The following is a 22359-nucleotide window of genomic DNA, read 5'->3' on the forward strand; positions in this document are numbered from 1 at the left end:
CGTGTCCGACGAACCGGGCCGTCCGCTACCGCAGGTGACCGTGGCCAATGAGTATTTCTGGACCTCTGGCGCTGACGGTCTACTGCGCATTCAGGAATGTCGGTCGTGTCAGGCATTGATTCATCCGCCTGCCCCGATCTGCCGGTACTGCCGTAGTAGAGATCTGGGCGTCAGGGTCGTGTCGGGAATGGCCAGTCTGTCGGCATTCACCGTCAACCATCGCTTCGGTTCTCCCGCGATGCCCCCGCCGTACGTCATCGCGCAGGTGGCAATTGCCGAGGATCCCCGAGTTCGGTTGACCACCAACATCGTCGACTGCGTGCCGGAGGATCTCGAAGTCGGTCAAACCGTCGAGGTGGTGTTCCGTCAACTCGCCGACGTGTGGTTGCCGTTGTTCCGCCCGTCAACGGAGAGCGCGCCCGCCCCGCAAGCGGTCGACGAGATCGAGCCCCGCGAGTTCCCGCGCCATGTGCGACGCGCGACGACGACGGCCAAATTCGAGGACCGGTCGGCCATCACCGGGATCGGCGCATCGCGGATGGGACGCCGACTGATGGTGGCACCGCTGGCGCTGACGGTGGAGGCATGTGAGGCGGCAATCGCAGACGCGGGCCTGACTTTCGACGACATCGATGGGCTGTCGACGTACCCGGGGATCGACGTGGCAGGCATGGGCGAAGGCGGGGTGAGCGCACTGGAGGGCGCTCTCGGGTTGCGGCCGACGTGGATCAACGGCGGCATGGACACCTTCGGACCCGGTGGTTCGGTGATCGCGGCCATGATGGCGGTCGCCACCGGCATGGCTCGCCATGTGTTGTGCTTCCGCACGCTGTGGGAAGCCACATTCGGCCAGCTGATGAAAGAGGGCAAGGCGTCTCCACCGGGTGGGACACGCACCACCAGTTGGCAGGTGCCCTTCGGTGCCACCTCGGCCGCGCACACTCTGGCGATGAACGCGCAGCGGCACTTTCACCGCTACGGCACCACGCGTGAGACGCTTGGCTGGATCGCGCTCAACCAGCGGGCCAACGCCGCACTGAACCCGACGGCCATCTACCGAGATCCGATGACGATGGACGACTATCTGGGCGCCCGGCTCATCACCACGCCGTTCGGTCTGTACGACTGCGACGTCCCCTGCGACGGGGCGGTGGCCGTCATCGTCTCCGCCGTCGACGTCGCGCGCGACATGCGGACGAGGCCGGTGTTCTTCGAGGCAGTGGGCACGCAGATCATCGAGCGCACCGACTGGGACCAGTCGACGTTGACCCACGAGCCTCAGGTGCTGGGGCAGGCCGCGCACCTGTGGACCAGAACCTCGATGCGGCCACCCGACGTTGATGTCGCGCAGCTGTACGACGGGTTCACGTTCAACTGCCTGTCCTGGCTGGAGGCGCTCGGCTTCTGCGGCATCGGCGAGGCCAAGGACTTCCTGGACGGTGGCCACAACATCGCACGCGACGGCCTCATCCCTCTCAACACTCACGGCGGCCAGCTGTCCCACGGCCGGACCCACGGTATGGGTCTCCTGCACGAGGCGGTCGTTCAGCTGCGCGGGGAGGCAGGTGAGCGTCAGGTGACCGATGCCAGAGTGGCGGTGGTGAGCACCGGCGGACTGACCCCCAGCGGTGCGATTCTGTTGAGGACGGACGCGTGAACTCCGGCCCCCGCCCCCGCGTCATCATGGTCGACGGCATCCCGATGTCGGCGTTGGCCATTCGAGTGCCGCAGCCGCGCGCGGTGATCGTGGCCGTGCACGGCGGCGGCGTCACCTCCCGGTACTTCGACTGCCCCGGCCAGCCGCGGTTGTCGTTGATGCGCGCAGCCGCATCTCGGGGATTCACGGTGATCGCACTCGACCGCCCCGGTTACGGGACCTCGGCGCTCTACCAGGACGAGATGACAGAGGGCGAACGGCGACTCGAGTTGGCCTGCGGCGCGGTGGACGCGATCGTCGCCGGCGACGGCGGCGCCGGTCTGTTCGTGATGGCCCATTCCTCAGGATGCGAACTCGCACTGCGTATGGCGGGTGAGGACATCCGCGACGACGTGGTGGGAGTCGAGATAGCCGGCACGGGGATTCGTTTCGCTCCGGGGGTTCGAGCAGCCATGGGCGAGGCGACCACGGTGTCGCGGCCGACTGGGTTACGCGACCTGCTGTGGCAACCCACCGAGTTGTATCCCGCCGAGGTGCTCAGCGGGCAGCTCGCGGCGCCGGGCGCCGCCTACGAGGCCGACGTCACGTCCCGATGGACGGACCGGGGCTTCGCCGACGCCGCCTCCCGGGTCGCGGTACCTGTCCAGTTCAGCGTCGCCGAACACGAACGCGTGTGGGAGACGTCGCCGGAGGCACTGTCCGACATCTCGGCACTCTTCGTCAGGTCACCCCGCGTGACGATCAACGAAATGCGAGACAGCGGACACAATCTGAGCGTCGGACTGACGGCCGTGGACTACCACCAGAGGGTGCTGTCCTTTGCCGACCGGTGCTTGATCGACACCGACAACAAAGCCGGCACCGACAACGAAGTGGAGGCGCTGTGATGCGCGTCGGGTTCATCGGCTTGGGGAGCCAGGGCGCGCCCATGGCGCGCCGCATCGTCGAGGGCGGTTTCCCACTCACGCTGTGGGGTCGGCGTCCCGAGTCCGTGGCACAGTTCGCCGACACGGCGGCGCAGACCGCCTCCTCCCCCGCCGAGCTGGCCGCGGTCAGCGATCTCGTCTGCCTCTGCGTGGTCGGTGACGACGACGTTCGGCAGGTCCTCGACGGTCCCACCGGTGTGCTCGCCGGTCTCGCAGCGGGGGCCACCGTCGCCATTCACAGCACGGTGCACCCGGATACCTGCCGGTTGATCGCAGAACATGCTGGCAGCCATGGTGTTTCAGTAGTCGACGCGCCGGTCAGCGGGGGTGGACCGGCCGCAGCCGAGGGCAGACTTCTCGTCATGGCCGGCGGCACCGACGCCGACGTCGAGAAGTGCCGCCCGGTGTTCGCCACGTTCTCCGATGCGGTCGTGCACCTCGGGCCGGTGGGCAGCGGCCAGGTGACGAAGATACTGAACAATCTGTTGTTCAGCGCCAATCTCGGTGCGGCGCTGAGCACGCTGGAACTCGGTGAGAGTCTCGGTGTTCCACGAACCGCCTTGTGCGAGGTGCTGGCCCGGGGATCAGCGGAGAGCAAAGCCATCCACAGCATCGGTCGGGCCGGAGGCACCCTCGCGTCGCTCGCGCCGATCGCGGGAGCCTTGCTCCAGAAGGACGTCCGGCATGCGGCGAGTCTCGCAGAGGGTGCATCAGCCCCGGAGGGCACCGTCTTCGCTGTCGCCGACAGCGCTCTTCACGCCATGGACCACCCGCGCTGATGAACGTCGGGTTCGCCGGCGCGGGTCGGATGGGCGCGCCCATGGTGCGTCGGCTCGTTAGCGCCGGCCACGACGTCACCGTCCTGAGCCGGAGTGACGACCGGGCACGGGCCATCGAGGATCTGGGTGGACGCCCGGAATCGGACATGAGGATCGTCACCTCGGCCGCAGAGGTCGTCGTCGTCAACGTCTTCAGCGACGATCAGGTCCGAAGAGTGTGTGTTGAGGGGGGCCTGCTGGCCGGGATGGAACCCGGCTCGTCTCTGGTCGTGCACACGACCGGGAGCCCGAGCACGGCAGCACTTTTGGCTGCGCAGCGGGATGATGTCGCGACCGTCGATGCCCCGGTCAGCGGTGGACCGCACGATGTCGCGGCGGGGTCGGTCACGCTGTTCGTCGGCGGTGACGAGGCAGCGGTGGCCCGGGTCCGACCGGTGCTCGCCGCCTACGCCGATCCCGTTCTCCACGTCGGCGGCATCGGCGCCGGTCAAGCGATGAAGCTCCTCAACAACGTCCTCTTCGCGGCTCAGGTCGGCCTGATCGACGCGGCCACCCGAGTGGGTGCGCATCTCGGCATTTCACAGAAGGGCCTGCTCCAAGCGTTGCCCCACGGCAGCTCCGGCAGCAAAGCGATGGAGATGGTTCTTTCGTCGGGTTCGGTCGATGCTTTCGTGGCCGCGGTGGGGAGCTTCCTGACCAAAGACGTTGCCACGTTGCGCCACAACGTCTTCGAGCTAGGCGTCGACCTGGGCATCCTCGGCGCCGCCGTCGAGGTGTTCGGGCAGCGGCCTACAGACCCGAGATGACGACCGCGTTGCAGTCAGCCGCGGCCTGGCGCAGCTTTGCCGCCTGTTGGTAATCCTCGGAGTGGTACCACTCGTTCGCCGCGTCGACCGACTCGAATTCGAGAAGAACGGTCTGGGTCCCGTGCCACTGACCCTCCAGCGTCGAGACGGCGGGACTGAACGCCAACAACTTCGCCGTGGACATCGCCTTGCGGGCAAGCTTGCCGTACTCCGCCATTCCCGCTGGGTCTTGGACGTCCTCGGTGATGATCACGTACCCCTTGGGCGTTTCAGACATAGTGAATCTCCCTTTGTGTCAGTCGATCTCGCGAATAGCCCGCTCGGGGCAGCTGTCGATGGCCGCACGGACGGCGGGCTCGGCATCCTGAGGAACATCGTCGCCCACGGCAACCGCCCATCCGCTGTCCGTCAGTTCGAAGACCTCGGGGCAGAGCGTCAGACACATGCCGTGCCCCGCGCACCGGTCCTCGTCGACGGTGACTTTCACGAGACGTCGAACTCGATGTGCAGCTCGGTCAACCCGCGCAGGATGTAGGTCGGAATGTACTGGTAGTTGCGTTGTCCCGTCGGCCCATGGTGCTTCTCACTGATGCGCAGGTCAGTTGTCCGATCGAGCAACCGTTCCAGACCGACACGAGTCTCGGCCCGTGCGAGTGGCGCTCCCGGGCAGCTGTGGATCCCCCGGCCGAAGGCGAGATGCTGGCGGGCGTTCTTGCGGTCCGGGTCGAAGGCATCGGGATTCTCGAACCGCCGCGGATCACGATTCGCAGCACCGTTGATGACCATCAGAGTGCTTCCCGCCGGGATCTTTTCGTCACCGACCTCAGTCGGCACGCGGGACAACCGGAAGTCACCCTTCACAGGACTCTCGATGCGCAAGCATTCCTCGATGAAGTTGCCGAGAAGGCTGCGGTCGTCCCGCAGCCGCTGCTGGATCTCGGGTTGATCCCCCATGACCTTCATCGCGGTACTGAGCAATCGGACCGTCGTCTCCTGGCCCGCCGAGAAGACGTTGGTGGCCACGCGAACGACGTCACCGACCTCTGGCATGGTTCCGTCGGGGAAGGTGGCGGTGGCCAGGCCGGTCAGCACGTCGTCGCGGGGCTTCGCGCGACGATCCTGGACGTACTGGCCGAAAATGTCGTACAGGTATTCCAGAGGGGTCTTCTTCATCGCCTTGTCGGCGTTGCCCAATCCGCTCCCGTGGGTGCCGCGAGCCAGCCGATCGAGCAACTCGGGGCGATCCTCGTCCGGAACGCCCAGTAGATCGGCGATGACACGCAGCGTGAAGGGTGCGGCGAACCCGGAGATGAAGTCGCCCTCACCCGGAGCCATGAACTCGTCGAGCACATCGTCGGCGATCTGCCACATCGCGTCCTCGTTCTCCTTGAGACGCTTGGGCGTGATCAACCGCATGAGGAGGGCCCGGTGGTTGGTGTGCGTCGGCGGATCCAGCGTGGGCAACTGGTCACTGAAGGGGATCTCGTCGCGGTGCTCGACGATCAGATCGGTGACGTCGTCACCCTCGAGGGGCACAGGGAAGCCGGGAAAGGGCCCCGTCACCGAGATGCACGACGAGAAGGTGTCCGCGTCGTTGTAGACGTCGACCGCCTCCTGCCAACCCGTCACCATCGTGACGCCGTAGTGGTTCTCCCGGCTCACCGGGCACTTGGTCCGCAGCGCCTCGTAGAAGGGGTACGGATCGGCAACCAGTCGGTCGTCCCGAAAGAAGTCGACCGATGTCAGATCTTCCGCCATGTGCGCTCCATCCCCGATCTCGCTCAGCGAGAATACGATTCTCATCTGTGCGCATAACATTTTCATACGTGCGGCCGACCGTCAATCGTGTTCGGGCACTACGGCGAGTGTGTTCACCACCAAAGCGAGCATCTGATAGCCCCCGATCGTGAACAGGAGGTCCAGACGCTGGGCGTCGTCGAAGTGCACGCCCAGCTCACTCCACGTGTCGTCGGCGACGGCGTGACCCTCGTGCAGGTCGTCGACCGCGGCCACGACGGTCCGGTCGACCGGGTCGGAGGGGCGACCTGTCCGGATGTCGTCGACGACCTCGAACGTGATCCCCGCCCGCTCTGCGATCGGAAGATGGTGACTCCAGAGGTAATCCGATCCGTTGACGAGCGCGGTCCGCAACACCGCGACCTCTCGCGTTCGCACCGGCAGCGTCGAGTCGAGCAGGAGGTAGGCGTTGAACGTCAGGTAGGCCTTCACCAAGGGTTGATGCCGCACGAGCGTCGCCAAGACGTTGCCCGCGTGCTGCGGGTTCGCCCGAGCGGTCGGCAACAGCGGGCTCAACGCGTCGCGCACGCCGTCGTCCCAATCCTCGGGCGGTAAGGGTGCGATGCGCGGTGGGGTCATCAGCGGATGGCCTCGTCACCGAGCACTGTGGTACGCAGCATCTCGCGCGGCGAATCCGCGTCGTAGGGCGCAGCACGGTGCAGTACTCCGTTGTTGTGCCAGATAACGGTGTCGCCCACTTCCCACCGGTGGCGGTAGACGAACTCGGGTCGGGTTGCGCGGGCTAGCAATTCGCCCAGCAGTGCGCGGCCTTCGTCGAGGTCCATTCCCACGACGTGATCGGCCGAGGCGCCGAGCACCATCGATTTGCGGCCGTCGCGATGCGTCCACACCAACGGGTGTTCATGAGTCGGACGAGCCCGCCACCTCGCCAGTTGCTCGGGTGACGGATCAGGCTCGACGCGTCGCTGGGACGCCTCCAGGGAGTGCACGACACGCAACTGCTCATACGTCGCCTTCTCCGTCTCGGTGAGAGCGTCATACGCTGCGAACGAACTCGCGAACTCGGTCTCTCCGCCGCTGTCTGCCACCCGCCGGGCCGTCAGGACAGTCGCCTTCTGCGGACACTCGCCGCGCAGAGGCGTACAGCCGTCGATGTGCCATTCGAAGGTCGCCCGCAGGAAGGCCGCCGACGCGTTCTTGGTGGCGTCCAGTGTCACCGGGTAGATCCCGGCGACCGGATGGTGTCCGTCCGACGAGTGGTCGACGTCGCCGATCCGCCGGGCGAACGCCACCTGGGTCTCGGGCGCAAGACCGAGCCCGGGGAACACCAGCACGCCGTTCTCCTCGAGCGCGTCGACGATCGCCGATCGCAAGTCGTCATCAGTGGCAAGGCCTTCGGCGTCGACGCCGGAGACTCGGGCGCCGACCGAATCGGTCAGCCGGTCGATCGTCAATACAGTCACGCCGCCATCCTCATTCCTCATGGCACCGGTGCGCCGACACGGTCAATCACGGCGTCCGCCGAATCAGCCGGCTTCTGTGTTCCGAAGACCTCGACCGCCATCGAGATCATGATCATCGAATAGATCAGGTACAGCAGGTTCAGAACGTCATCGGGCAGATCGTCGAGCGGAAACCCGTCGCAGTAATCGATCGCCTCTTCGAACCGTGGGGAGAACGCGTCGTAGAAGTCGTGAATATCCGACATCGGGGTCGCAAGCCTCCCCGCCCAGCGCTCGGGCTCGGTGGCAAGACACCACTTCTCGGCGAACCGCTCGAGGTCGACAAATGCACCGGGCAGCCGGCCCGCCCCGTTCACACTCGCACCGCTTCCTTTTCGGCAACGTACTTCTGGACCCAGTCGACCGACACCTTGTGGAGGTGGCGTACCAGGATCTCCTGGTCGTTGAGTGGGTAGTCGTCGACGACGTCGTACTCCAGCGCGGCCTGAGTTCCACTGAGCATGCCGGCGTCCTGCAGCGCGAACTCCTTGAGCACCACCGACGCGACCTCGTGCTCGATGCGCTCCCGCACGCTGCGCGCTGGGTGAAACGCGTTGTACGCCTCGAAATCATGGGTGTTGTGCGAGGTCGGCCAATAGCGGTAGAGCAGGTACCAACCGTGGTAGATCAAGATCTCCAAGTTGGGAAATATCTGGAAATTGGTGATGCCCCACGGTTCTATGCCGCCGGGGTTGAGTCCAGCCGACTGGTGGGTTTCCGGTGTTCGCCACGGGCCCACCAGTCCGCTTCGCGTTGCCCTTTCGACGGGATACATGAACTCGGGTGCCAGTAACCACCGCCGGGTGCCGGCGGTCGAGACCAACCGGTGCGGGCCGTCGATTTGAAAATGACCGCACGTGAACGTCTGGTTGGGTCGGCGCACCTCCGTGGGCACCTGCTGACTGTGCAGCGATGGCACGTGGTAGTACTCCTGGAAGGCATCCGCGAAGATCTTCCAGTTGCTGTCGTTGTGCGCGACGAAGTCGTAACGCTCGGTCATCAATTTGAAGGGATAGTCATCCAACGCGGTGATCATCGGCCCGAGAAACTCACGCAGTGTCTGAGCGGGCTCAGGGTCGAAGTTGATGAAGACGAACCCGTTCCAGACGTCGCAGTGAACCGGTCGAAGGCCGTACTCGGCACGGTCCAGTCTGAAGAACTCCGACTCCTGTTGAACGAAATTCAGTTGCCCGTCCAGCCCGTAACGCCAACCGTGGTACTTACACGTGAACTGACGGCAGGTGCCCTTGGTCTCGACGCCGGGAAAATCGTTCCACACCAACTTGTTTCCGCGATGCCGACAGACGTTGTAGAACGCCCGGATCGCGCCGTCACGGTCCTTCACCACGATCACGGACGCCTTCGCGGCTGCGATGTCCTTGGTCAGATAGCTGCCCACCCGGGGCAGCTCTTCGACGCGGGCGACGTTCAACCAGGCGCGCTTGAAGACGGCTTCGCGCTCCAGTTCGTAGAACTCCGGTGAAATCGAGTCCCGGAAGGAGACTGGGCCGGTACCCAGTTCGGGATAGTGCTCGGTCCACGATCCCTCTGCGGGCTTGGGCCACTCAGCCATGCCAACCTCCTCCTTGTCTGTTTCTGCGCCGTCCGTCTCTGCGTCGCACTCACATCACCGATCCACCGTTGACACCCAGCGTCTGGCCGGTGATGAACCCGGCTTCCTCGGAACAGAGGAAGCCGACCGCCGCAGCGATGTCGTCGCCGGTACCGAGGCGACCCAGTGGGATGCTGGCCGCCATCTGCTCGTTGGATGGCAGATTTCCCGCCGCCTGACCCTGATGTTGCATGGGCGTCTCGATGCCCGAGGGCGGGATGTTGTTCACCGTGATGCCGATCGGACCGTATTCGCGCGCAAGGGACTTGGTCAGCGAAATCAAGGCCCCCTTGGAGGCCGCATAGTGCGCCATGCCCGGCGAGCCGCGCTGAGCGCTGGACGACGAGATGATCACGATGCGGCCCCACCCGGCGTCGATCATGTCGCGCAGCGCGGCCTGGGCACAGTAGAAGGTCCCGGTCAGGTTGACGTCGATCACGCGCTGCCAGGCCGTCGGGGTGATGTCGACCGAGGGCGTCCAGTCCACCACGCCGGCGCTGGTGACCAGAATGTTAACCGGGCCGAGCTGGGTGCGAATCATGGTGAAGGCGTGGGTGACGGCGTCGTGATCACTGACGTCGGCGGCGACTGCCACCGCCGCGATTCCGTCGGCACGCAGCGCGTCCACAACCCGCTGTGCGGCAACCACATCGAGATCCAGGACCGCAATCGAGTGGCCGCGGCGGCCCAGCTCGTGGCAGGTCGCTTCGCCCATGCCCGAGGCACCCCCGGTCACCACGGCAACCCGTCCGGTCATCACCCTCTCCTACTCGTAGACGACGCGAAGCGTCGGACTTGCGGGCAGCGACTGACACGTCAGGACCCACCCCTCCGCCACTTCGTCGTCGTCCAACGCGTCGTTGTTCAACATCCGGGCGCTACCCTCGATCACCCTCGCCATACATGTTCCGCAGGAACCGGTCTCGCATGACGCCGGCGCCTTGAGACCGGCCATCCGAGCCGTCTGCAGAAGCGTCTCTCCCGAGCGGTGCGACGTCGTGGTCGTCTTGCGATCCAGGACGAAGACGATCTCGTCGGCCTGCACGGACGCACCGCCCAGTGCGTCGGGCACCACCGGAGCCGCCGTGAAGCGTTCCAGGCGCACGCGCGTTGCGGAGACGCCGGCGGCCAGTACCCGGGCCTCCACGGTCTCCATGAACGGACCAGGGCCGCAAATGTAGTAATCGCCATGATCGCCCGAGCCGATGAAGTCATCGACGACGCCCTGGGTGAGGATCCCGGCATCCTGATCGAAGTGGTAGACGATGGAGATTCGGTCGGGGTGTGACGTCACCAGACGCTCGAGCGCAGGGCCGAAGATCACCGCGTCGCGGTTCCGGTTGGCGTACAACAATCGCACCCGCCGGGTCGAGTTCTCCAACACCGTCCTGATGAGCGAGAAGATGGGCGTGATTCCGCTGCCGCCGGCGAATGCGATGAAGTCGTCGACGGATTCGTCGTCACCGAGGGTGAAGCGCCCCTCCGGTGGGGCCGCGTGCAATTCGGCGCCCTCAGATGCGTTGTCGTTCAGCCAGTTCGACACCATGCCGCCGGGATCACGTTTGACGGTGATCTGCAGCATGCCCTCGCTGGGCGCGGACGACATGGAGTAACAGCGCCGAAGCTCCTGGCCGTCGAGATCGACCTTCACGGTCAAGAACTGCCCGGCACGGAAGGCGAAGTCGGCAGATCGGTCCGTCGGCACGTCGAGGACCAGCGAGACTGCGTCTGCCGTTTCCCGCACCACGCGCGCAATGCGCAGTGACGAAAATCCCTCCGTGTGCTGACTCATCGTCGACCATGTTATCAAGTACTTGTCATTAATATCAAGTACCCGCCACTCGGGTCCTGCGTGATCAGTTTCTACTCGATGTGGTCGGCATGCAGCCGGTGACCCGTGCCCTGCTCGACAACCCGCCCCAGCAGCTCCCTCAGCGTCTTCTGCTCTGCCGCGCTCAACACCCCGAACACCCTGTCGTGAGCGGCGATGGCGTCGCTCACCACGGCTTCGGCCACAGTGCGGCCCTCGTCGGTCAGGAACGCCTGCAGTATCCGACCGTGCTGCGGATCTTGTTTGCGCTCAACGAGTTCACGACGCTCGAGCTCCTTGAGCGCCAACTGCACGCCCTGGGGACTGATCAGCAGGCGACGGGCCAGATCGGCGCCGGACAGTCCAGGTTCGGAAGCCAATTGGCGCAAGAGGCCGATCTGCGCAGTACTCACCCCATGCTCGCTGACGGAGTCGTTCACGGTCGTGAGCGCGAAGTACCATGCCTGCTTGAGCAACCAGAGAATGTTGTCGGTCTGCTCCATGGCCCCTGCCCTACCTCTCCCGCGTCAGCGCTTGAACACCTCACCATTCTTCATCACGAAGCGCACGTCCAGGGTCACCGCGATGTCGAGGGACGGATCGCCCGGCACGGCGACGACGTCGGCGCGGTAGCCGGGGGCGAGCTGGCCCAGTTCGTCGTCGACGGCGATCAGTTCCGCACCGGTGAGCGTGGCGGCCCGAAGGGCCTGCATGGGCGTCATCCCTCGCCGCACCAACGCCACGATCTCCTTGGCGTTCTGCCCGTGCGGAATGGCCGGAGCATCGGTCCCACAGGCAATGCGCACACCCGCGGCGATCGCCTTCGGCAGCATCGCCTGCGCTTGCGGGAAAACCACCTCCGCCTTCTTGCGGAGTTCCGGGGCTATCCGGTCGACCGCCATCGCTTCGGTGAGATACGTGGTGGACACCAGAAAGGTGCCGGTGTCGGCCATCATTCGAATCGTGTCGTCGGTCGCGAGGAAGCCGTGTTCGATGCAGTCGATGCCCGCCCGGATGCAGGCGCGAATGGCACTGTCCCCGACGGCATGAGCGGCGACGCGAACCCCGGCCCGGTGCGCCTCGTCGGCGATCGCCACGAATTCTTCGTCCGAATATTGTTGCGCCCCAGGGGCCGTACTGTGCGACATCACCCCGCCCGAGGCCGACACCTTGATCAACTTGGCACCGTGGCGCACTTGATACCGGACACAGGCGCGAACCTCGTCGACACCGTTGGCGATGCCCTCGGCCACCGACAGCGGCATGATGCCCGGGGCCAGCCGTTGGAACACAGTGGGGTCGAGGTGGCCACCGTAGGGAGTGACCGCATGGCCTGCGGGAAAGATGCGCGGTCCGGGGTGCCAGCCGTTGTCGATGGCCCGCATGAGCGCGACGTCCAGGAGGTAGCCACCGGTCTTCACCATCAGGCCGAGGTTGCGCACCGTCGTGAATCCGGCGGCGAGGGTCGCTCGCGCGTTCACGGCACCGCGAAGGGTCCGGTAGGCGGGATCATCCTGCACCCCGTGCATCGGGTTGGGCAAGCCTTCGGGCCCACCGGGGCCGCCGATGAGCAGGTTCAGCTCCATGTCCATCAACCCGGGCAGCAGCGTGACGTCCCCCAGATCGATGATCTCCGCCGGGTCATCGGGGAGCACGTCGGGATTGACGGACTGGATCCGCTCACCCTCGATGACGAGTACGGCCGGTGAGCGCACCTCCCCCGCCGCCACGTCGGCCCAGCGGGCCGCACGCAGAACAGTCGTCACGGGACGGGCTCGATGACGCAATCCAACGACGTCGCACCGGTGTCCGGGACACGTGGCTGTTTCCAGCATTCAACTGGAAACGACACCGAGATCATGGAGTACAGCATGTGCATCAGGTTCAGAACATCCTCGGGAAGTTCGTCGAGCGAGAACTTGTCGCAGTAGGAGATGGCCTCTTCCGCGCGTGCTGTGATCGCATCGTAGAACGCAATCAGCTCGGTCATCGAGCTCGCCAGCCGTTTGGCATAGCGCTCCTGCTCGGTGCCCAGACACCAGTCGGAGAATTGCTCGAGATCGGCGAATTCGGGAGGCAGCAGGGACGTTGCCACGATCGTCACACTCCCGCCGTCTTGCGCTGGTAGTCCTGCACCCAGGCTGCCGTCTCGACGTGCAGGTGGCGGATGAGCACCTCCTGGTCGCACAGGACGAAATCGTCGAGCACTCCCGTCTCGATCATCGCCTGCGTGGCCTCGAGCGTGTTGGCGTCCTGCAAGCCGTACTCCTTGAACGACACGGCAGCGAGCTCCTGGGCTATGCGTTCACGCGGTGTACGGGGTTCGGGGAAGTAGAGGGTGCACTCGAAGGTGTGACTGCTGACCGACGTCGGCCAGTAGTGGTACGTCAGGTACCAGCCCTGCCCCCAGAACAAGATGACGAAGTTGGGGAAGAGCTGGAAGGAATCCAGCCCCCAGGGATCACACTTGGCGGGGTTGAGACCGACGGGCATAGGCCCGAGATCTGCTGCCTCCCAGGGGCCGAAGAGCCCGCTCCGACAGATGTCCTCGATCGGCTTGCGCATCTCGTCCGACATCTCCCACGCTTTGACGCCAGACGTGCTCACCAGTCGATGCGGGCCCTCGATCCGATAGTGCGGCGCCTCGAAACCCGCCTCGGCAGCAGCCTTCGAGTAGGCCGTCGGTGACTGATTCGCATGCAGCACGGGGGCGTGATAGAACTCCTGGAACGCGTCCATGTACAGCTTCCAGTTCGCCTTGACCTCGGAACGGTAGGTGAACCGCGAGGTGAGTTTTCCGAACGGGTATCCGTCGAGCGCCGTGATCATCGGCCCCAGAAAGTCGCGCAGTGACTGCTCCGGCTCGGCGGCGAAGTTGACGAAGATGAAGCCTTCCCAGACGTCGCAGTGCACGCCGACGAGGCCGTATCGACTCTTGTCCAGGTCGAAGAACTCCTCCTCCTGCTGCACGAACGCCAGGTTGCCCTCGAGGTCGTACCGCCACGCGTGGTACTTGCAGGTGAACTGACGGCACACGCCGCTGGTCTCCTCGCGCGGCATCTCGTTCCACACCAACTTGTTTCCGCGATGACGACACACATTGTGATAGGCCTTCACCGCACCATCAGCAGTGCGCACCACGATGATCGAGGTGTTGGCAGCCTTGAGTTCTTTCGTGAAGTAACTTCCCTTGCGCGGCAGGCTTTCGACGCGGCCGACGTTCAGCCAGGCGCGCTTGAACACCGCCTTGCGCTCGACTTCGTAGAACTCGGGATCCGTTGAGTCCTTGTACGAGACCGGACCGGTGCCCAGATGCGGATAGTGCTCGGTCCAGCTGCCCTCAGCCGGTTTGGGGAAGCGCGCCACGAGATCCTCCTGTCGACGCGACCGGCCGCACGCATGTCACGCAACGCCCCAGTCGGTCCGCGGGTATTCCGTCAGCCACCTGACACCTATCGGCAATCAGGCCAGCCGTCGAACCTGACCGTATATGCTGGACCCGGCAATCACAAGTAGTTGACACTGCCGCGTCGACGGCGGCGAAACGGAGATCCTGGATGCACCATGGCGAGCTGTTCATCGGCGGAAAGTGGCTGCATCCCAGCGGCACTGAACACATCGACGTCGTGTCTCCATCCACCGAAGAGCAGGTGGCGCGCGTCGCCGCTGCGCAGCCCGGCGACGCCGACTCAGCGGTCGCGTGCGCGCGAGCAGCCTTCGACGAGGGCCCCTGGCCGCGGATGACACCCGCAGAACGCATCGCAGTCATCCGCCGACTGGCGACGCTGTACGGACAGAGGCGAACTGAGATGGCCGAGGCGATCACCTCGGAGCTCGGTGCGCCGATCAGCTTCGCCAAGCGCGCTCAGGTGGCGCTGCCGTGGACGATGATGAACGCCTTCTGCGACCTCGCCGAGACGTACCCGTGGCGGGAGGATCGCGGTGGGATGTACGGCTCCGATATCCGCGTGCTGCGCGAGCCGGTCGGCGTGGCGGTGGCCATCGTGCCGTGGAACATGCCCCAGTTCCTCATCGTCACGAAGCTGATCCCTGCGCTGCTCGCGGGGTGCACGGTCATCGTCAAGCCGGCCCCCGAGACGCCGCTGAACGCGCTTCTCCTCGCCGAGATCCTCGCCGAGGCCGACCTGCCCGCCGGCGTGGTGAGCGTGCTGCCCGGCGGACGGGATCTAGGCGAGTACCTGGTTGAACACCCTGGAGTCGACAAAGTTTCGTTCACGGGCTCAACCCGTGCCGGTAAGTCGGTTGCAGCGGCCTGCGCCGCAGGCCTGAGACGAGTGAGCCTCGAACTCGGCGGCAAGTCGGCAGCTATAGCCCTCGACGACGCAGATCCCGCCGCCGTCGCAACCGCCGTTCGGTCGGCCAGCTTGTCGAACGCCGGCCAGATCTGCAACGCCCTCACCCGCGTGCTGGTGCCGGCCCGGCGAGCCGACGAGTTCATCGATGCACTGGCCACCGAGGTCGACGGCCTGCGGGTGGGCGACCCGCGCGACGACGCCACTCACGTCGGGCCGTTGGTCTCGCGGCGACAGCAGGAACTGGTACGCGACTACATCGACCTCGGCCAACGCGAGGGCGCCCGACTCGTCGTCGGCGGCACCGAGTTGCCAGAGGGCGTCGACCGCGGCTGGTACGTGCGTCCCACAGTGTTCGCTGACGTGCACAACTCGATGCGCGTGGCCCGCGAAGAGATCTTCGGTCCGGTTCTGACTGTGATCGCCTACTCCGACGAGGCCGAGGCCGTCGCGATCGCCAACGATTCCGACTACGGCCTGGCCGGATCCGTGTTCACCGATGATGCCGACCGCGGAATGGCTGTCGCAGAACGCATTCGGACGGGTACGTTCGGCGTGAACCAGGGCTATCCCATGGATCCTTTCGCTCCCTTCGGCGGGGTCAAGGGCAGCGGTTACGGACGCGAACTGGGCCGCGAGGGCATCGACGGCTACACCCACACGAAGTCCATCGCGGTGGCCGGAGCAGTCAGAGCGTGACGGCGGAGAACGAGACAGGCGCAATGATGTCGTCGGTGCGCCGGGAGACGAACTTCGCCCGACCGGTCGCGCCGCACCGCGGGCGCATCTATCTCGGCACCGGACTGTTCACGGCCGCCGTGTTCCTCGGGGTGACCATCGGGGTCCACATCGGCGTCATCGCACCGACGTTCACCACCGACGTCGTCGTCAACCTGATCTTCGGCGTTCCTGTCCTTCTACTCCCCCTGGTCATCCTGTGGAACGCCCCGGGTGAGAACCGGACGTCCCTCGACAGGGCCGCCGAACTCGTCCTGTTCTATCTCCCCTACACCGCGGGTAGCCAGATCGGGTACGAGCTGATGTTCCTCATCGGCCACCCTCTTGGGTTGTGGACACCTACCGACGACCCCGGCTGGAAGTGGCTGTGGTGGCAATACGGCTTGGCCGACACCCGCTACGTGAGCGGCAATCCATGGGTCTTCGCCCTCGAGGTGGTCGGCGTGCTGACGGGCGCTCTGCTCCTCGTAATGTGGACGCGGCTGATCCGTCCGGGACTGCCGACCGAGTCGCGTATCCGGTGCCTGTGGTTGACGTTCGCCGGCGTCGCCGTCTTGATGAGCAGCACCGCCGTCTACTTCGTCTCCGAGATCGGCGCCGGCTTCAGTGACATCGGCCAAGGCGCTTTCGGGTTGGGATTCAAGTTCATCGCCGAGAATGTCCCCTTCATCGTCCTGCCGCCGGTGGTGCTGTATGCCATCTACCTGCAGATCGACCATCTCACGCGGCTGGCAGCCCGAGAACTCGTTGGGCGATGATGTTGCGCTGGATCTCCGACGTACCTCCGGCGATCGTGCCCGAGAAACTGCCGAGGTACCGCGTGAACCAGTTGGCGGTGAATTGACCTGGGGCGTAGGGATTATCGGGCGCAGACAGAGCGGAGTCGGTCAGAGAATCCGATTGGCCCGCGTCCAGCCGGTCCTCGTAGGCCCGCTGCTCGGCTTCCGAGCCGAGCACCTTCAGAACGGACAGACCGGGCACATCGACCTCGCCACGGGAGGCCCGCGCAAGCGCCCTGGAGCCGAGGAGGCGCAGCGCCTGGTGGTCCATGACCGAGGTGGCCAGGCGATCCCGCTCCAGGGCGGTTCGCGGCCGAACGCCCTGCAGCGTCTGATCCAACCGGGTGGCGAACGACATCCACATCATCGTGCGTTCATGGCCGAGCGAGCCGTTCGCCACCCGCCACCCCTCGTCTAGCGGCCCGATGAGGTTCTCCACCGGAACGCGGACGTCGGCGAAGAAGACTTCGTTGAAGTCGAGGTCGTCGCGGTCGTACACGTTCGCAAACGGGCGGCGCGTCACTCCGGGACTGCCCGTCGGAATGAGCAGGGCACTGATCCCCTTGTGCTTCGGGGCTGTCGGGTCGGTCCGCACGAAGGTCAGGATCACGTCTGCGTCGTGCGCTCCGGACGTCCAGACCTTTTGACCGTTCACCACGAAGTGGTCACCGTCGCGAACGGCGCGCGTGGCCAAGCCGGCCAGATCGGAACCCGCCCCCGGTTCGCTCATTCCCAATGACGCCGTGATGTCGGCCCGCAGGATGGGCGCCGCCCAGCGCGCCTTTTGTTCCTCGGTTCCGAACGACAGCAGCGACGCCGCGACGATGCCGACGCCCTGCGGATTGAACGCGTGGTACAGCCGTCGCCGGTTCAGCTCCTCGCGGTGGACGAACTGTTCGAGGATTCCGGCATTGCGGCCACCGAACTCTGGCGGATTTCCCGGCACCAGCCAGCCGTGGTCGAATTGCAGTCGCTGCCAGCGCCTCGCCCATTCCGGAACGTGCGCGGTGGAGCGAGAGCGCTCTGCGGAAGCCTCCGCTGCCGAAGGCAGGTGTGCATCGAGAAAGGCACTGAATTCTGCTCGGAACGCCTCGATCTCGTGATCGAACACGAGTTTCATGTGCCGATGATATCAAGTACTTAATATTTGTGAAGGCCTGGCAACAAGTGCCCTCCGAAACAGAGCGCGCAAAGGATCGTCTCAGGATCACGCGCGGCGCGCGCGTGTCAGCTGGCGGGGATGAGGTCCGCCGCCACCGAGGGCTTGATCATTGCGCCGCTCCGAAACATCTCCGAGGCGCCGATGTCGGCGAATCCCGGGTCGATGGCCCGTAAGGCCTGCGCCTTGAAAGCGCGTGCGGCAGCACTCAATTGGTGATGAACAGAATCCACGGTGTCGTCCAGTTCGGCGGGACAACGCTCCCCCCACAGAGTCACTTCCGTGAGTCCATGGTCAAGCGCCTCGAGCACGCCCTGTCGGACGCGAGCGTCGGCAGCGAACAACTCTGCCGCGACCGCCACGGTGTGCGGGTGGGGCTGATCCGCCCACATCGCCAGCGCTTCTTCGAGATCATGAACCGCGACGCCGAGAATCTCCAGGGCTCGGAAATCCTCCGCGCCGTCGATGAGCACCGTGACGTCCCACCCAGCCATCACTCGGTCGACGATGAAGCCGCCGGCGCACTTCACGACGTCGTGAACCGAAGGCCCCACCACGTCCAGCCGGTACCTCATCGCGCACTCCTGTCGACGGGTTCGAAATCTCTGGCCAGCGTCTGCGCGTACCCCGTGAAGACCTCGACCAGGGGTATCGAAGGATCGAGCAACCATGCGGACTCCATTCCGTTGATGAAGGCGAGAATTTCGACGGCCTTGATGGCCGGGTCGAAGTCAGAGCGGTACACACCAGTGTCTTGCGCACGTCGGATGAAGTCGGTGACGATGCGCACCGCCGCGTGTTGGCGCCTCACCAGACGATCGTGCAACGGCGCGTCGGGAGCGATGTTCTCGGCGAGCAGAACCGTGAAGGTGCCGATCAGTTCGGGCTGACGATCGAAACGTTCCGCGACTCGGCAGATCTCGGTGATGAGGTCACCCATCCGGTCAGCGTGCTGGTCGTCGTCGGCATCGCGGGCATCGAGCACGGCATTGAGCAGATGCTCCTTGGACGCGTAGTGGTGCAAGAGTCCCGCAGGGCTCACGCCCGCTTCCTTCGCGATCTGCGCCAACGATGTGTTGCGCCAGCCGTTGCGGGCGAGCAGCCGTTCGGCGACCTGGAGGATGAGCACTCGGCGGTCTTCACCCTTGGCCAACAGAGACGCGTAGGGGCGTGTCGAGCGGTCCCCCGTCACCACCTCGAGGCTCTGGTCGCTCACCACACTCCCACCGTCGAACCAACCTAGTGAACACACAGTAGGTAGGTTTGGCCGCTGTGACAAGGGTCTCTTTTCGGACCCGGTGGCTGCGTGGTGGCCGCCGCTACAGGCCGAGCGATTTGGCGACGATGACCTTCATGACCTCGCTGGTGCCGGCGTAGATGCGGGCCACACGGGCGTCCGTGTAGAGCCGCGCGATCGGATACTCCATCATGTAGCCGTAGCCGCCGAACAACTGAAGGCAACGGTCGACGACGCGCTGCTGCATCTCGGTGCAGAACAGCTTGACCCTGGCCGCGTCGGCGCCAGACAACTGCCCCTCGACGTGCAACGAGACGGCGCGGTCCAGCATCGCCTGTGCCGCCTCCACCTCGGTCGAACACGCGGCAAGCTCGAACTTCGTGTTCTGGAAGGACGCCACCGACGAACCAAAAGCTTTGCGGTCCTTCGTGTAATCGATTGCTGCGGTGATGGCAGATCGCGCCTGCGCAACTGACCCGACCGCCACCGTCAGACGCTCCTGCGGCAAGTTGTGGCCTAGATAGCCGAAGGCCTCGCCGACCTCGCCGAGCACGTTGGCAGCCGGGACCCGGACATCCACGAACGACAATTCGGCGGTGTCCTGGACCTTGCACCCCATCTTCTCGAGCTCGCGCCCCCGGGTGAAGCCTGGCATACCGTCCTCGACGACCAGCAGGGTCAGGCCCTTGCGGCGGTTGTCCGGATCGATGGAGGTGCGTGCCACCACGACCACCAGATCGGCCTGCATGCCGCCGGTGATGAACGTCTTGGCGCCGTTAAGGACGTAATCGCCGCCGTCGACCACCGCGGTGCTCCGCATGCCCGCCAGATCCGAACCGGTGCCCGGCTCGGTCATCGCCACGGCCGTCAGCAGCGAGCCAGCCGCCAGACCCGGGAACCAGCGTTCGCGCTGTTCGGTGTTCGCATAGTGCAGGAAGTACGGCAGGATCACTTCGATCTGCGTGCGCACGGTGGACAGCGTCACCAGCGCCCGCGCCGCCTCTTCCTGCAGCACGACGTTGTACCGGTAGTCGCTCGTACCACCGCCGCCGAACTCTTCCGGGATCGCCATACCCAGCAGGCCGAGCTCACCCATCCGCTCGAACACCTCGCGTGGTAGCCGACCACCTTTCTCCCAGCTGGGATAGTGCGGCACAACCTCCTTCTCGACGAATGTGCGCACCAGAGCACGAAATGCTTCGTGGTCTTCGTCGAAGAGGTCACGGCGCATGGGTGTTCCTTTCGCTGGCGTCAGGCAGGGGTCTCGGCGGCGACGGAGGTGAAACCGCCCATTCGCCAGAGAAAGTCGGCTCACGTTTGGCTGCGAACGCGGCATACGCTTCCGCCGCGTCCGTCGTCGCGAAGTTTCCGGGCTGAGCGCGGGCCTCGTTCGCCAGTGCCGACTGCAACGTGCTACTCGCGCCATCGTTGAGGAGAGCTTTGCTCTGCGCCAACGCGAACGGCGGCCCAGCCGCCAACCGACCGGCCAGACCGTCGACGAAGGCGTCGATGTCGTCGGCCGCACGCACCCAGGTCACCAGACCGAGTGCACGAGCCTCGTCGGCATCGATCATGTCTCCCAACAGGATCAGGCGCTTCGCCTGCTGCAGGCCGACCAGCTTCGGCAGCAGCCATGACCCACCGAGGTCCACCGACAGTCCGCGTTTGGCGAATATCTGGCAGAACTGCGATTCGGGGGTGGCCGCCACGAGGTCACATCCGAGGGCGAGGTTCCAGCCGGCGCCGACCGCAATCCCAGTCACCTTCGCCACCGTCGGGACCGCGAGTTCGTGGAGAGCAAGTGCCACATCGGTGAGCCGTTGCAGTTTGTAGCGGGGATGGATGTCCTCGCCGGTGCCGATGTCGGCTCCCGAGCAGAACGCCCCACCCGCACCGGTGAGCACCAGGACCCGAACGGCGGGATCGCGTGCAGTGGCCCGCAACGCGTCGGCGAGCTCCCACCAGGCGCGGGCGTCGAGCGCGTTCTTGCGGAGCGGCCGGTTGAGCGTGACGGTGCGAACGCCCCTCGCGTCGTCGGCCACGAGGACGGGCTCATCGGTCATCGGTACACCGGGCCGATCGCTCCCTCGTCCCGAAGCGCCGCGATCTCCTCAGTGGTCAGGCCCAGCTCGGCGAGAACGAGATCGGTGTGTTCGCCCAGCCCCGGTACCGCGCCCATCGGGGCCTCGTAGCCGTCGATCACCGGCGGCGGCATCAGCGAAGGAATACTGCCCACGGGCGAGCCGATCTGACGCCAGCGGCGGCGTGCGCGCAGCTGGGGGTGGCTCAGCACGTCGGATGGCAGGTTGTACCGCGCATTGCCGATTCCCGCAGCGTCCGCGATCTCCTGGATATCCTCTAGCTCGCGTGTGGCGCACCATGATCCGATGGCCTCGTCGAGGATCTCCCGGTGCGCACACCGACCGGCGTTCGTCGCGAATCGCGCATCAAGGGCTAGATCGGGTCGGCCGATGACGTCCTTGGCCAGACGTTGCCACTCGCGGTCGTTGGTGGTGCCGAGCACGACGGTATGGCCGTCTCCGGTGGGGAACGATCCGTACGGCGCGACAGCCGGTGCGCTGACACCCAACGGCACCTGGTCGACACCGGTGTGCTGGGTGTACGTCAGTTGATATCCCATGATGTCGGTCATGACGTCGAACAGGCTCAAATCCACCGCCGGCGCCACCCCCTCGGCGCGTCCCCCACGGGCCACGAGAAGCGCCATGATCGACAGGGCGGCGTAGAGACCGGTGGTGAAGTCGGCCATCGCCGGCCCCGGTTTGGCCGGCAGACCCGGGTGGCCAGTCACCGCACAGGAGCCCGACTCCGCCTGCACGAGAAGGTCGTATGCACGCTTGTGGGAAATGGGACCACCGGGTCCGTAGCCGTCGATCTCCACCGGAATGACATTGGGATGGCGGGCTGCGAGATCGGCTCGGCCAAGCCCGAGCCGGGCCGTGGCACCGGGCGCGAGATTCGACACGAACGCGTCGGCTCCGTCGAGAAGACGGTGCAGGACGTCGATCCCGTTCGGCGACTTCAGATTCAGCGTGATCGACTCCTTGCCCCGGTTGCACCAGACGAAATGCGCACCGAGACCGCCCGGGCCGTTGACGACGTCGTCGTAATCGCGGGCGAAGTCTCCCCCGGACGGGTTCTCCACCTTGATGACGCGGGCACCGAAATCGGCGAGCACCCGCGTGCAGATGGGGGCCGCCACGGCCTGCTCCATGGCGACGATCGTGATGCCCGCGAGGGGGCCGAGGTTGGTCACGATGCG

At 65.4% G+C, this 22359-nt stretch carries 25 protein-coding genes; 6 read left to right on the forward strand and 19 right to left on the reverse strand.

The genetic code is table 11. The features are described from left to right. Window position 1 precedes the first annotated feature (1 nt). From ACZYYX_RS20370 to ACZYYX_RS20385, 4 genes are read left to right on the forward strand one after another with little or no spacing between them, the layout of a single operon-like run. The gene (locus ACZYYX_RS20370; RefSeq protein ID WP_463816401.1) at window positions 2-1657 is read left to right on the forward strand and encodes a thiolase C-terminal domain-containing protein; all 1656 of its coding nucleotides are present in this window, start codon (window positions 2-4) and stop codon (window positions 1655-1657) included. A 26-nt stretch (window positions 1658-1683) separates the two neighbouring features. Beyond that, the gene (locus ACZYYX_RS20375; protein WP_463816525.1) at window positions 1684-2544 is read left to right on the forward strand and encodes an alpha/beta hydrolase; all 861 of its coding nucleotides are present in this window, start codon (window positions 1684-1686) and stop codon (window positions 2542-2544) included. Then, entirely contained in the window at window positions 2544-3362 is an 819-nt protein-coding gene (locus tag ACZYYX_RS20380; protein WP_463816402.1) for an NAD(P)-dependent oxidoreductase, read from the forward strand. The genes ACZYYX_RS20375 and ACZYYX_RS20380 overlap by 1 nt, the downstream gene beginning before the upstream one ends. After that, window positions 3362-4168: an NAD(P)-dependent oxidoreductase gene (locus tag ACZYYX_RS20385; protein WP_463816403.1), complete on the forward strand. Its 807-nt coding sequence runs from the start codon at window positions 3362-3364 to the stop codon at window positions 4166-4168. The genes ACZYYX_RS20380 and ACZYYX_RS20385 overlap by 1 nt, the downstream gene beginning before the upstream one ends. On the opposite strand, the gene ACZYYX_RS20390 is transcribed toward ACZYYX_RS20385, so the two are convergent. The 13 genes from ACZYYX_RS20390 to ACZYYX_RS20450 form a co-directional block, all read right to left on the reverse strand. Continuing rightward, the gene (locus ACZYYX_RS20390) at window positions 4152-4445 is read right to left on the reverse strand and encodes a DUF1330 domain-containing protein (RefSeq protein WP_463816404.1); all 294 of its coding nucleotides are present in this window, start codon (window positions 4443-4445) and stop codon (window positions 4152-4154) included. The two genes, ACZYYX_RS20385 and ACZYYX_RS20390, sit on opposite strands and share 17 nt — an antisense overlap. Window positions 4446-4463: 18 nt before the next feature. After that, on the reverse strand, window positions 4464-4655 hold the full coding sequence (locus ACZYYX_RS20395) for a ferredoxin (RefSeq protein ID WP_463816405.1): 192 nt from the start codon (window positions 4653-4655) through the stop codon (window positions 4464-4466). Then, the gene (locus tag ACZYYX_RS20400; protein WP_463816406.1) at window positions 4652-5926 is read right to left on the reverse strand and encodes a cytochrome P450; all 1275 of its coding nucleotides are present in this window, start codon (window positions 5924-5926) and stop codon (window positions 4652-4654) included. The genes ACZYYX_RS20395 and ACZYYX_RS20400 overlap by 4 nt, the downstream gene beginning before the upstream one ends. A gap of 81 nt (window positions 5927-6007) precedes the next feature. Then, a complete protein-coding gene (locus ACZYYX_RS20405) occupies window positions 6008-6544 on the reverse strand; it encodes a carboxymuconolactone decarboxylase family protein (RefSeq protein ID WP_463816407.1) in 537 nt (178 codons plus the stop codon). Further along, a complete protein-coding gene (locus ACZYYX_RS20410) occupies window positions 6544-7389 on the reverse strand; it encodes a TauD/TfdA dioxygenase family protein (RefSeq protein ID WP_463816408.1) in 846 nt (281 codons plus the stop codon). The genes ACZYYX_RS20405 and ACZYYX_RS20410 overlap by 1 nt, the downstream gene beginning before the upstream one ends. A 17-nt stretch (window positions 7390-7406) precedes the next feature. Further along, window positions 7407-7745 (reverse strand): hypothetical protein, encoded by a 339-nt coding sequence (locus ACZYYX_RS20415; protein ID WP_463816409.1) that lies wholly within the window; start codon window positions 7743-7745, stop codon window positions 7407-7409. After that, window positions 7742-9001: an aromatic ring-hydroxylating oxygenase subunit alpha gene (locus ACZYYX_RS20420; protein WP_463816410.1), complete on the reverse strand. Its 1260-nt coding sequence runs from the start codon at window positions 8999-9001 to the stop codon at window positions 7742-7744. Before ACZYYX_RS20420 ends, ACZYYX_RS20415 begins: the two co-directional genes overlap by 4 nt. Window positions 9002-9050: 49 nt before the next feature. Continuing rightward, window positions 9051-9797 (reverse strand): SDR family NAD(P)-dependent oxidoreductase, encoded by a 747-nt coding sequence (locus tag ACZYYX_RS20425; protein ID WP_463816411.1) that lies wholly within the window; start codon window positions 9795-9797, stop codon window positions 9051-9053. Window positions 9798-9806: 9 nt separating this feature from the next. Further along, window positions 9807-10832: a 2Fe-2S iron-sulfur cluster-binding protein gene (locus ACZYYX_RS20430; protein ID WP_463816412.1), complete on the reverse strand. Its 1026-nt coding sequence runs from the start codon at window positions 10830-10832 to the stop codon at window positions 9807-9809. A gap of 71 nt (window positions 10833-10903) precedes the next feature. Then, window positions 10904-11353, reverse strand: a complete 450-nt coding sequence (locus tag ACZYYX_RS20435) for a MarR family winged helix-turn-helix transcriptional regulator (RefSeq protein ID WP_463816413.1) — start codon at window positions 11351-11353, stop codon at window positions 10904-10906. 24 nt (window positions 11354-11377) lie between these two features. Continuing rightward, complete coding sequence (locus tag ACZYYX_RS20440) at window positions 11378-12616, reverse strand: metal-dependent hydrolase family protein (RefSeq protein WP_463816414.1); 1239 nt, start codon at window positions 12614-12616, stop codon at window positions 11378-11380. Then, on the reverse strand, window positions 12613-12945 hold the full coding sequence (locus tag ACZYYX_RS20445; protein ID WP_463816415.1) for a hypothetical protein: 333 nt from the start codon (window positions 12943-12945) through the stop codon (window positions 12613-12615). The genes ACZYYX_RS20440 and ACZYYX_RS20445 overlap by 4 nt, the downstream gene beginning before the upstream one ends. Before the next feature lie 5 nt (window positions 12946-12950). Continuing rightward, window positions 12951-14216, reverse strand: a complete 1266-nt coding sequence (locus tag ACZYYX_RS20450; RefSeq protein ID WP_463816416.1) for an aromatic ring-hydroxylating oxygenase subunit alpha — start codon at window positions 14214-14216, stop codon at window positions 12951-12953. 191 nt (window positions 14217-14407) lie between these two features. Here ACZYYX_RS20450 and ACZYYX_RS20455 point away from each other — a divergent pair, with 191 nt between their 5' ends. Both ACZYYX_RS20455 and ACZYYX_RS20460 read left to right on the forward strand, forming a co-directional pair. Further along, complete coding sequence (locus ACZYYX_RS20455) at window positions 14408-15862, forward strand: aldehyde dehydrogenase (protein ID WP_463816417.1); 1455 nt, start codon at window positions 14408-14410, stop codon at window positions 15860-15862. 23 nt (window positions 15863-15885) lie between these two features. After that, window positions 15886-16659: an emopamil-binding protein gene (locus tag ACZYYX_RS20460; protein WP_463816526.1), complete on the forward strand. Its 774-nt coding sequence runs from the start codon at window positions 15886-15888 to the stop codon at window positions 16657-16659. On the opposite strand, the gene ACZYYX_RS20465 is transcribed toward ACZYYX_RS20460, so the two are convergent. From ACZYYX_RS20465 to ACZYYX_RS20490, 6 genes are all read right to left on the reverse strand, one after another. Further along, complete coding sequence (locus ACZYYX_RS20465; protein ID WP_463816418.1) at window positions 16622-17800, reverse strand: acyl-CoA dehydrogenase family protein; 1179 nt, start codon at window positions 17798-17800, stop codon at window positions 16622-16624. The genes ACZYYX_RS20460 and ACZYYX_RS20465 overlap by 38 nt on opposite strands. A 107-nt stretch (window positions 17801-17907) precedes the next feature. Next, complete coding sequence (locus ACZYYX_RS20470) at window positions 17908-18414, reverse strand: hypothetical protein (RefSeq protein ID WP_463816419.1); 507 nt, start codon at window positions 18412-18414, stop codon at window positions 17908-17910. Further along, window positions 18411-19055: a TetR/AcrR family transcriptional regulator gene (locus tag ACZYYX_RS20475; RefSeq protein WP_463816420.1), complete on the reverse strand. Its 645-nt coding sequence runs from the start codon at window positions 19053-19055 to the stop codon at window positions 18411-18413. Before ACZYYX_RS20475 ends, ACZYYX_RS20470 begins: the two co-directional genes overlap by 4 nt. 103 nt (window positions 19056-19158) lie before the next feature. Beyond that, the gene (locus ACZYYX_RS20480) at window positions 19159-20307 is read right to left on the reverse strand and encodes an acyl-CoA dehydrogenase family protein (RefSeq protein WP_463816421.1); all 1149 of its coding nucleotides are present in this window, start codon (window positions 20305-20307) and stop codon (window positions 19159-19161) included. Further along, window positions 20297-21139: an enoyl-CoA hydratase/isomerase family protein gene (locus ACZYYX_RS20485; protein ID WP_463816422.1), complete on the reverse strand. Its 843-nt coding sequence runs from the start codon at window positions 21137-21139 to the stop codon at window positions 20297-20299. The genes ACZYYX_RS20480 and ACZYYX_RS20485 overlap by 11 nt, the downstream gene beginning before the upstream one ends. After that, window positions 21136-22353, reverse strand: coding sequence for a CaiB/BaiF CoA transferase family protein (locus ACZYYX_RS20490; RefSeq protein ID WP_463816423.1), 1218 nt, complete (start codon window positions 22351-22353; stop codon window positions 21136-21138). The genes ACZYYX_RS20485 and ACZYYX_RS20490 overlap by 4 nt, the downstream gene beginning before the upstream one ends. Window positions 22354-22359: the final 6 nt, after the last annotated feature.

Source organism: Mycobacterium sp. IDUB_1, from assembly GCF_055419625.1.

Excerpts from the sequence above, each read along its gene's own strand:
- ACZYYX_RS20480 (WP_463816421.1), bottom strand. The coding sequence starts at position 20,307 with ATGCGCCGTGACCTCTTCGACGAAGACCACGAAGCATTTCGTGCTCTG.
- ACZYYX_RS20470 (WP_463816419.1), bottom strand. The coding sequence starts at position 18,414 with ATGAGGTACCGGCTGGACGTGGTGGGGCCTTCGGTTCACGACGTCGTG.
- ACZYYX_RS20485 (WP_463816422.1), bottom strand. The coding sequence starts at position 21,139 with ATGACCGATGAGCCCGTCCTCGTGGCCGACGACGCGAGGGGCGTTCGC.
- ACZYYX_RS20400 (WP_463816406.1), bottom strand. The coding sequence starts at position 5,926 with ATGGCGGAAGATCTGACATCGGTCGACTTCTTTCGGGACGACCGACTG.
- ACZYYX_RS20380 (WP_463816402.1), top strand. The coding sequence starts at position 2,544 with ATGCGCGTCGGGTTCATCGGCTTGGGGAGCCAGGGCGCGCCCATGGCG.
- ACZYYX_RS20430 (WP_463816412.1), bottom strand. The coding sequence starts at position 10,832 with ATGAGTCAGCACACGGAGGGATTTTCGTCACTGCGCATTGCGCGCGTG.
- ACZYYX_RS20375 (WP_463816525.1), top strand. The coding sequence starts at position 1,684 with ATGGTCGACGGCATCCCGATGTCGGCGTTGGCCATTCGAGTGCCGCAG.
- ACZYYX_RS20435 (WP_463816413.1), bottom strand. The coding sequence starts at position 11,353 with ATGGAGCAGACCGACAACATTCTCTGGTTGCTCAAGCAGGCATGGTAC.
- ACZYYX_RS20465 (WP_463816418.1), bottom strand. The coding sequence starts at position 17,800 with ATGAAACTCGTGTTCGATCACGAGATCGAGGCGTTCCGAGCAGAATTC.
- ACZYYX_RS20385 (WP_463816403.1), top strand. The coding sequence starts at position 3,362 with ATGAACGTCGGGTTCGCCGGCGCGGGTCGGATGGGCGCGCCCATGGTG.
- ACZYYX_RS20390 (WP_463816404.1), bottom strand. The coding sequence starts at position 4,445 with ATGTCTGAAACGCCCAAGGGGTACGTGATCATCACCGAGGACGTCCAA.
- ACZYYX_RS20420 (WP_463816410.1), bottom strand. The coding sequence starts at position 9,001 with ATGGCTGAGTGGCCCAAGCCCGCAGAGGGATCGTGGACCGAGCACTAT.
- ACZYYX_RS20460 (WP_463816526.1), top strand. The coding sequence starts at position 15,886 with ATGATGTCGTCGGTGCGCCGGGAGACGAACTTCGCCCGACCGGTCGCG.
- ACZYYX_RS20405 (WP_463816407.1), bottom strand. The coding sequence starts at position 6,544 with ATGACCCCACCGCGCATCGCACCCTTACCGCCCGAGGATTGGGACGAC.
- ACZYYX_RS20425 (WP_463816411.1), bottom strand. The coding sequence starts at position 9,797 with ATGACCGGACGGGTTGCCGTGGTGACCGGGGGTGCCTCGGGCATGGGC.
- ACZYYX_RS20455 (WP_463816417.1), top strand. The coding sequence starts at position 14,408 with ATGCACCATGGCGAGCTGTTCATCGGCGGAAAGTGGCTGCATCCCAGC.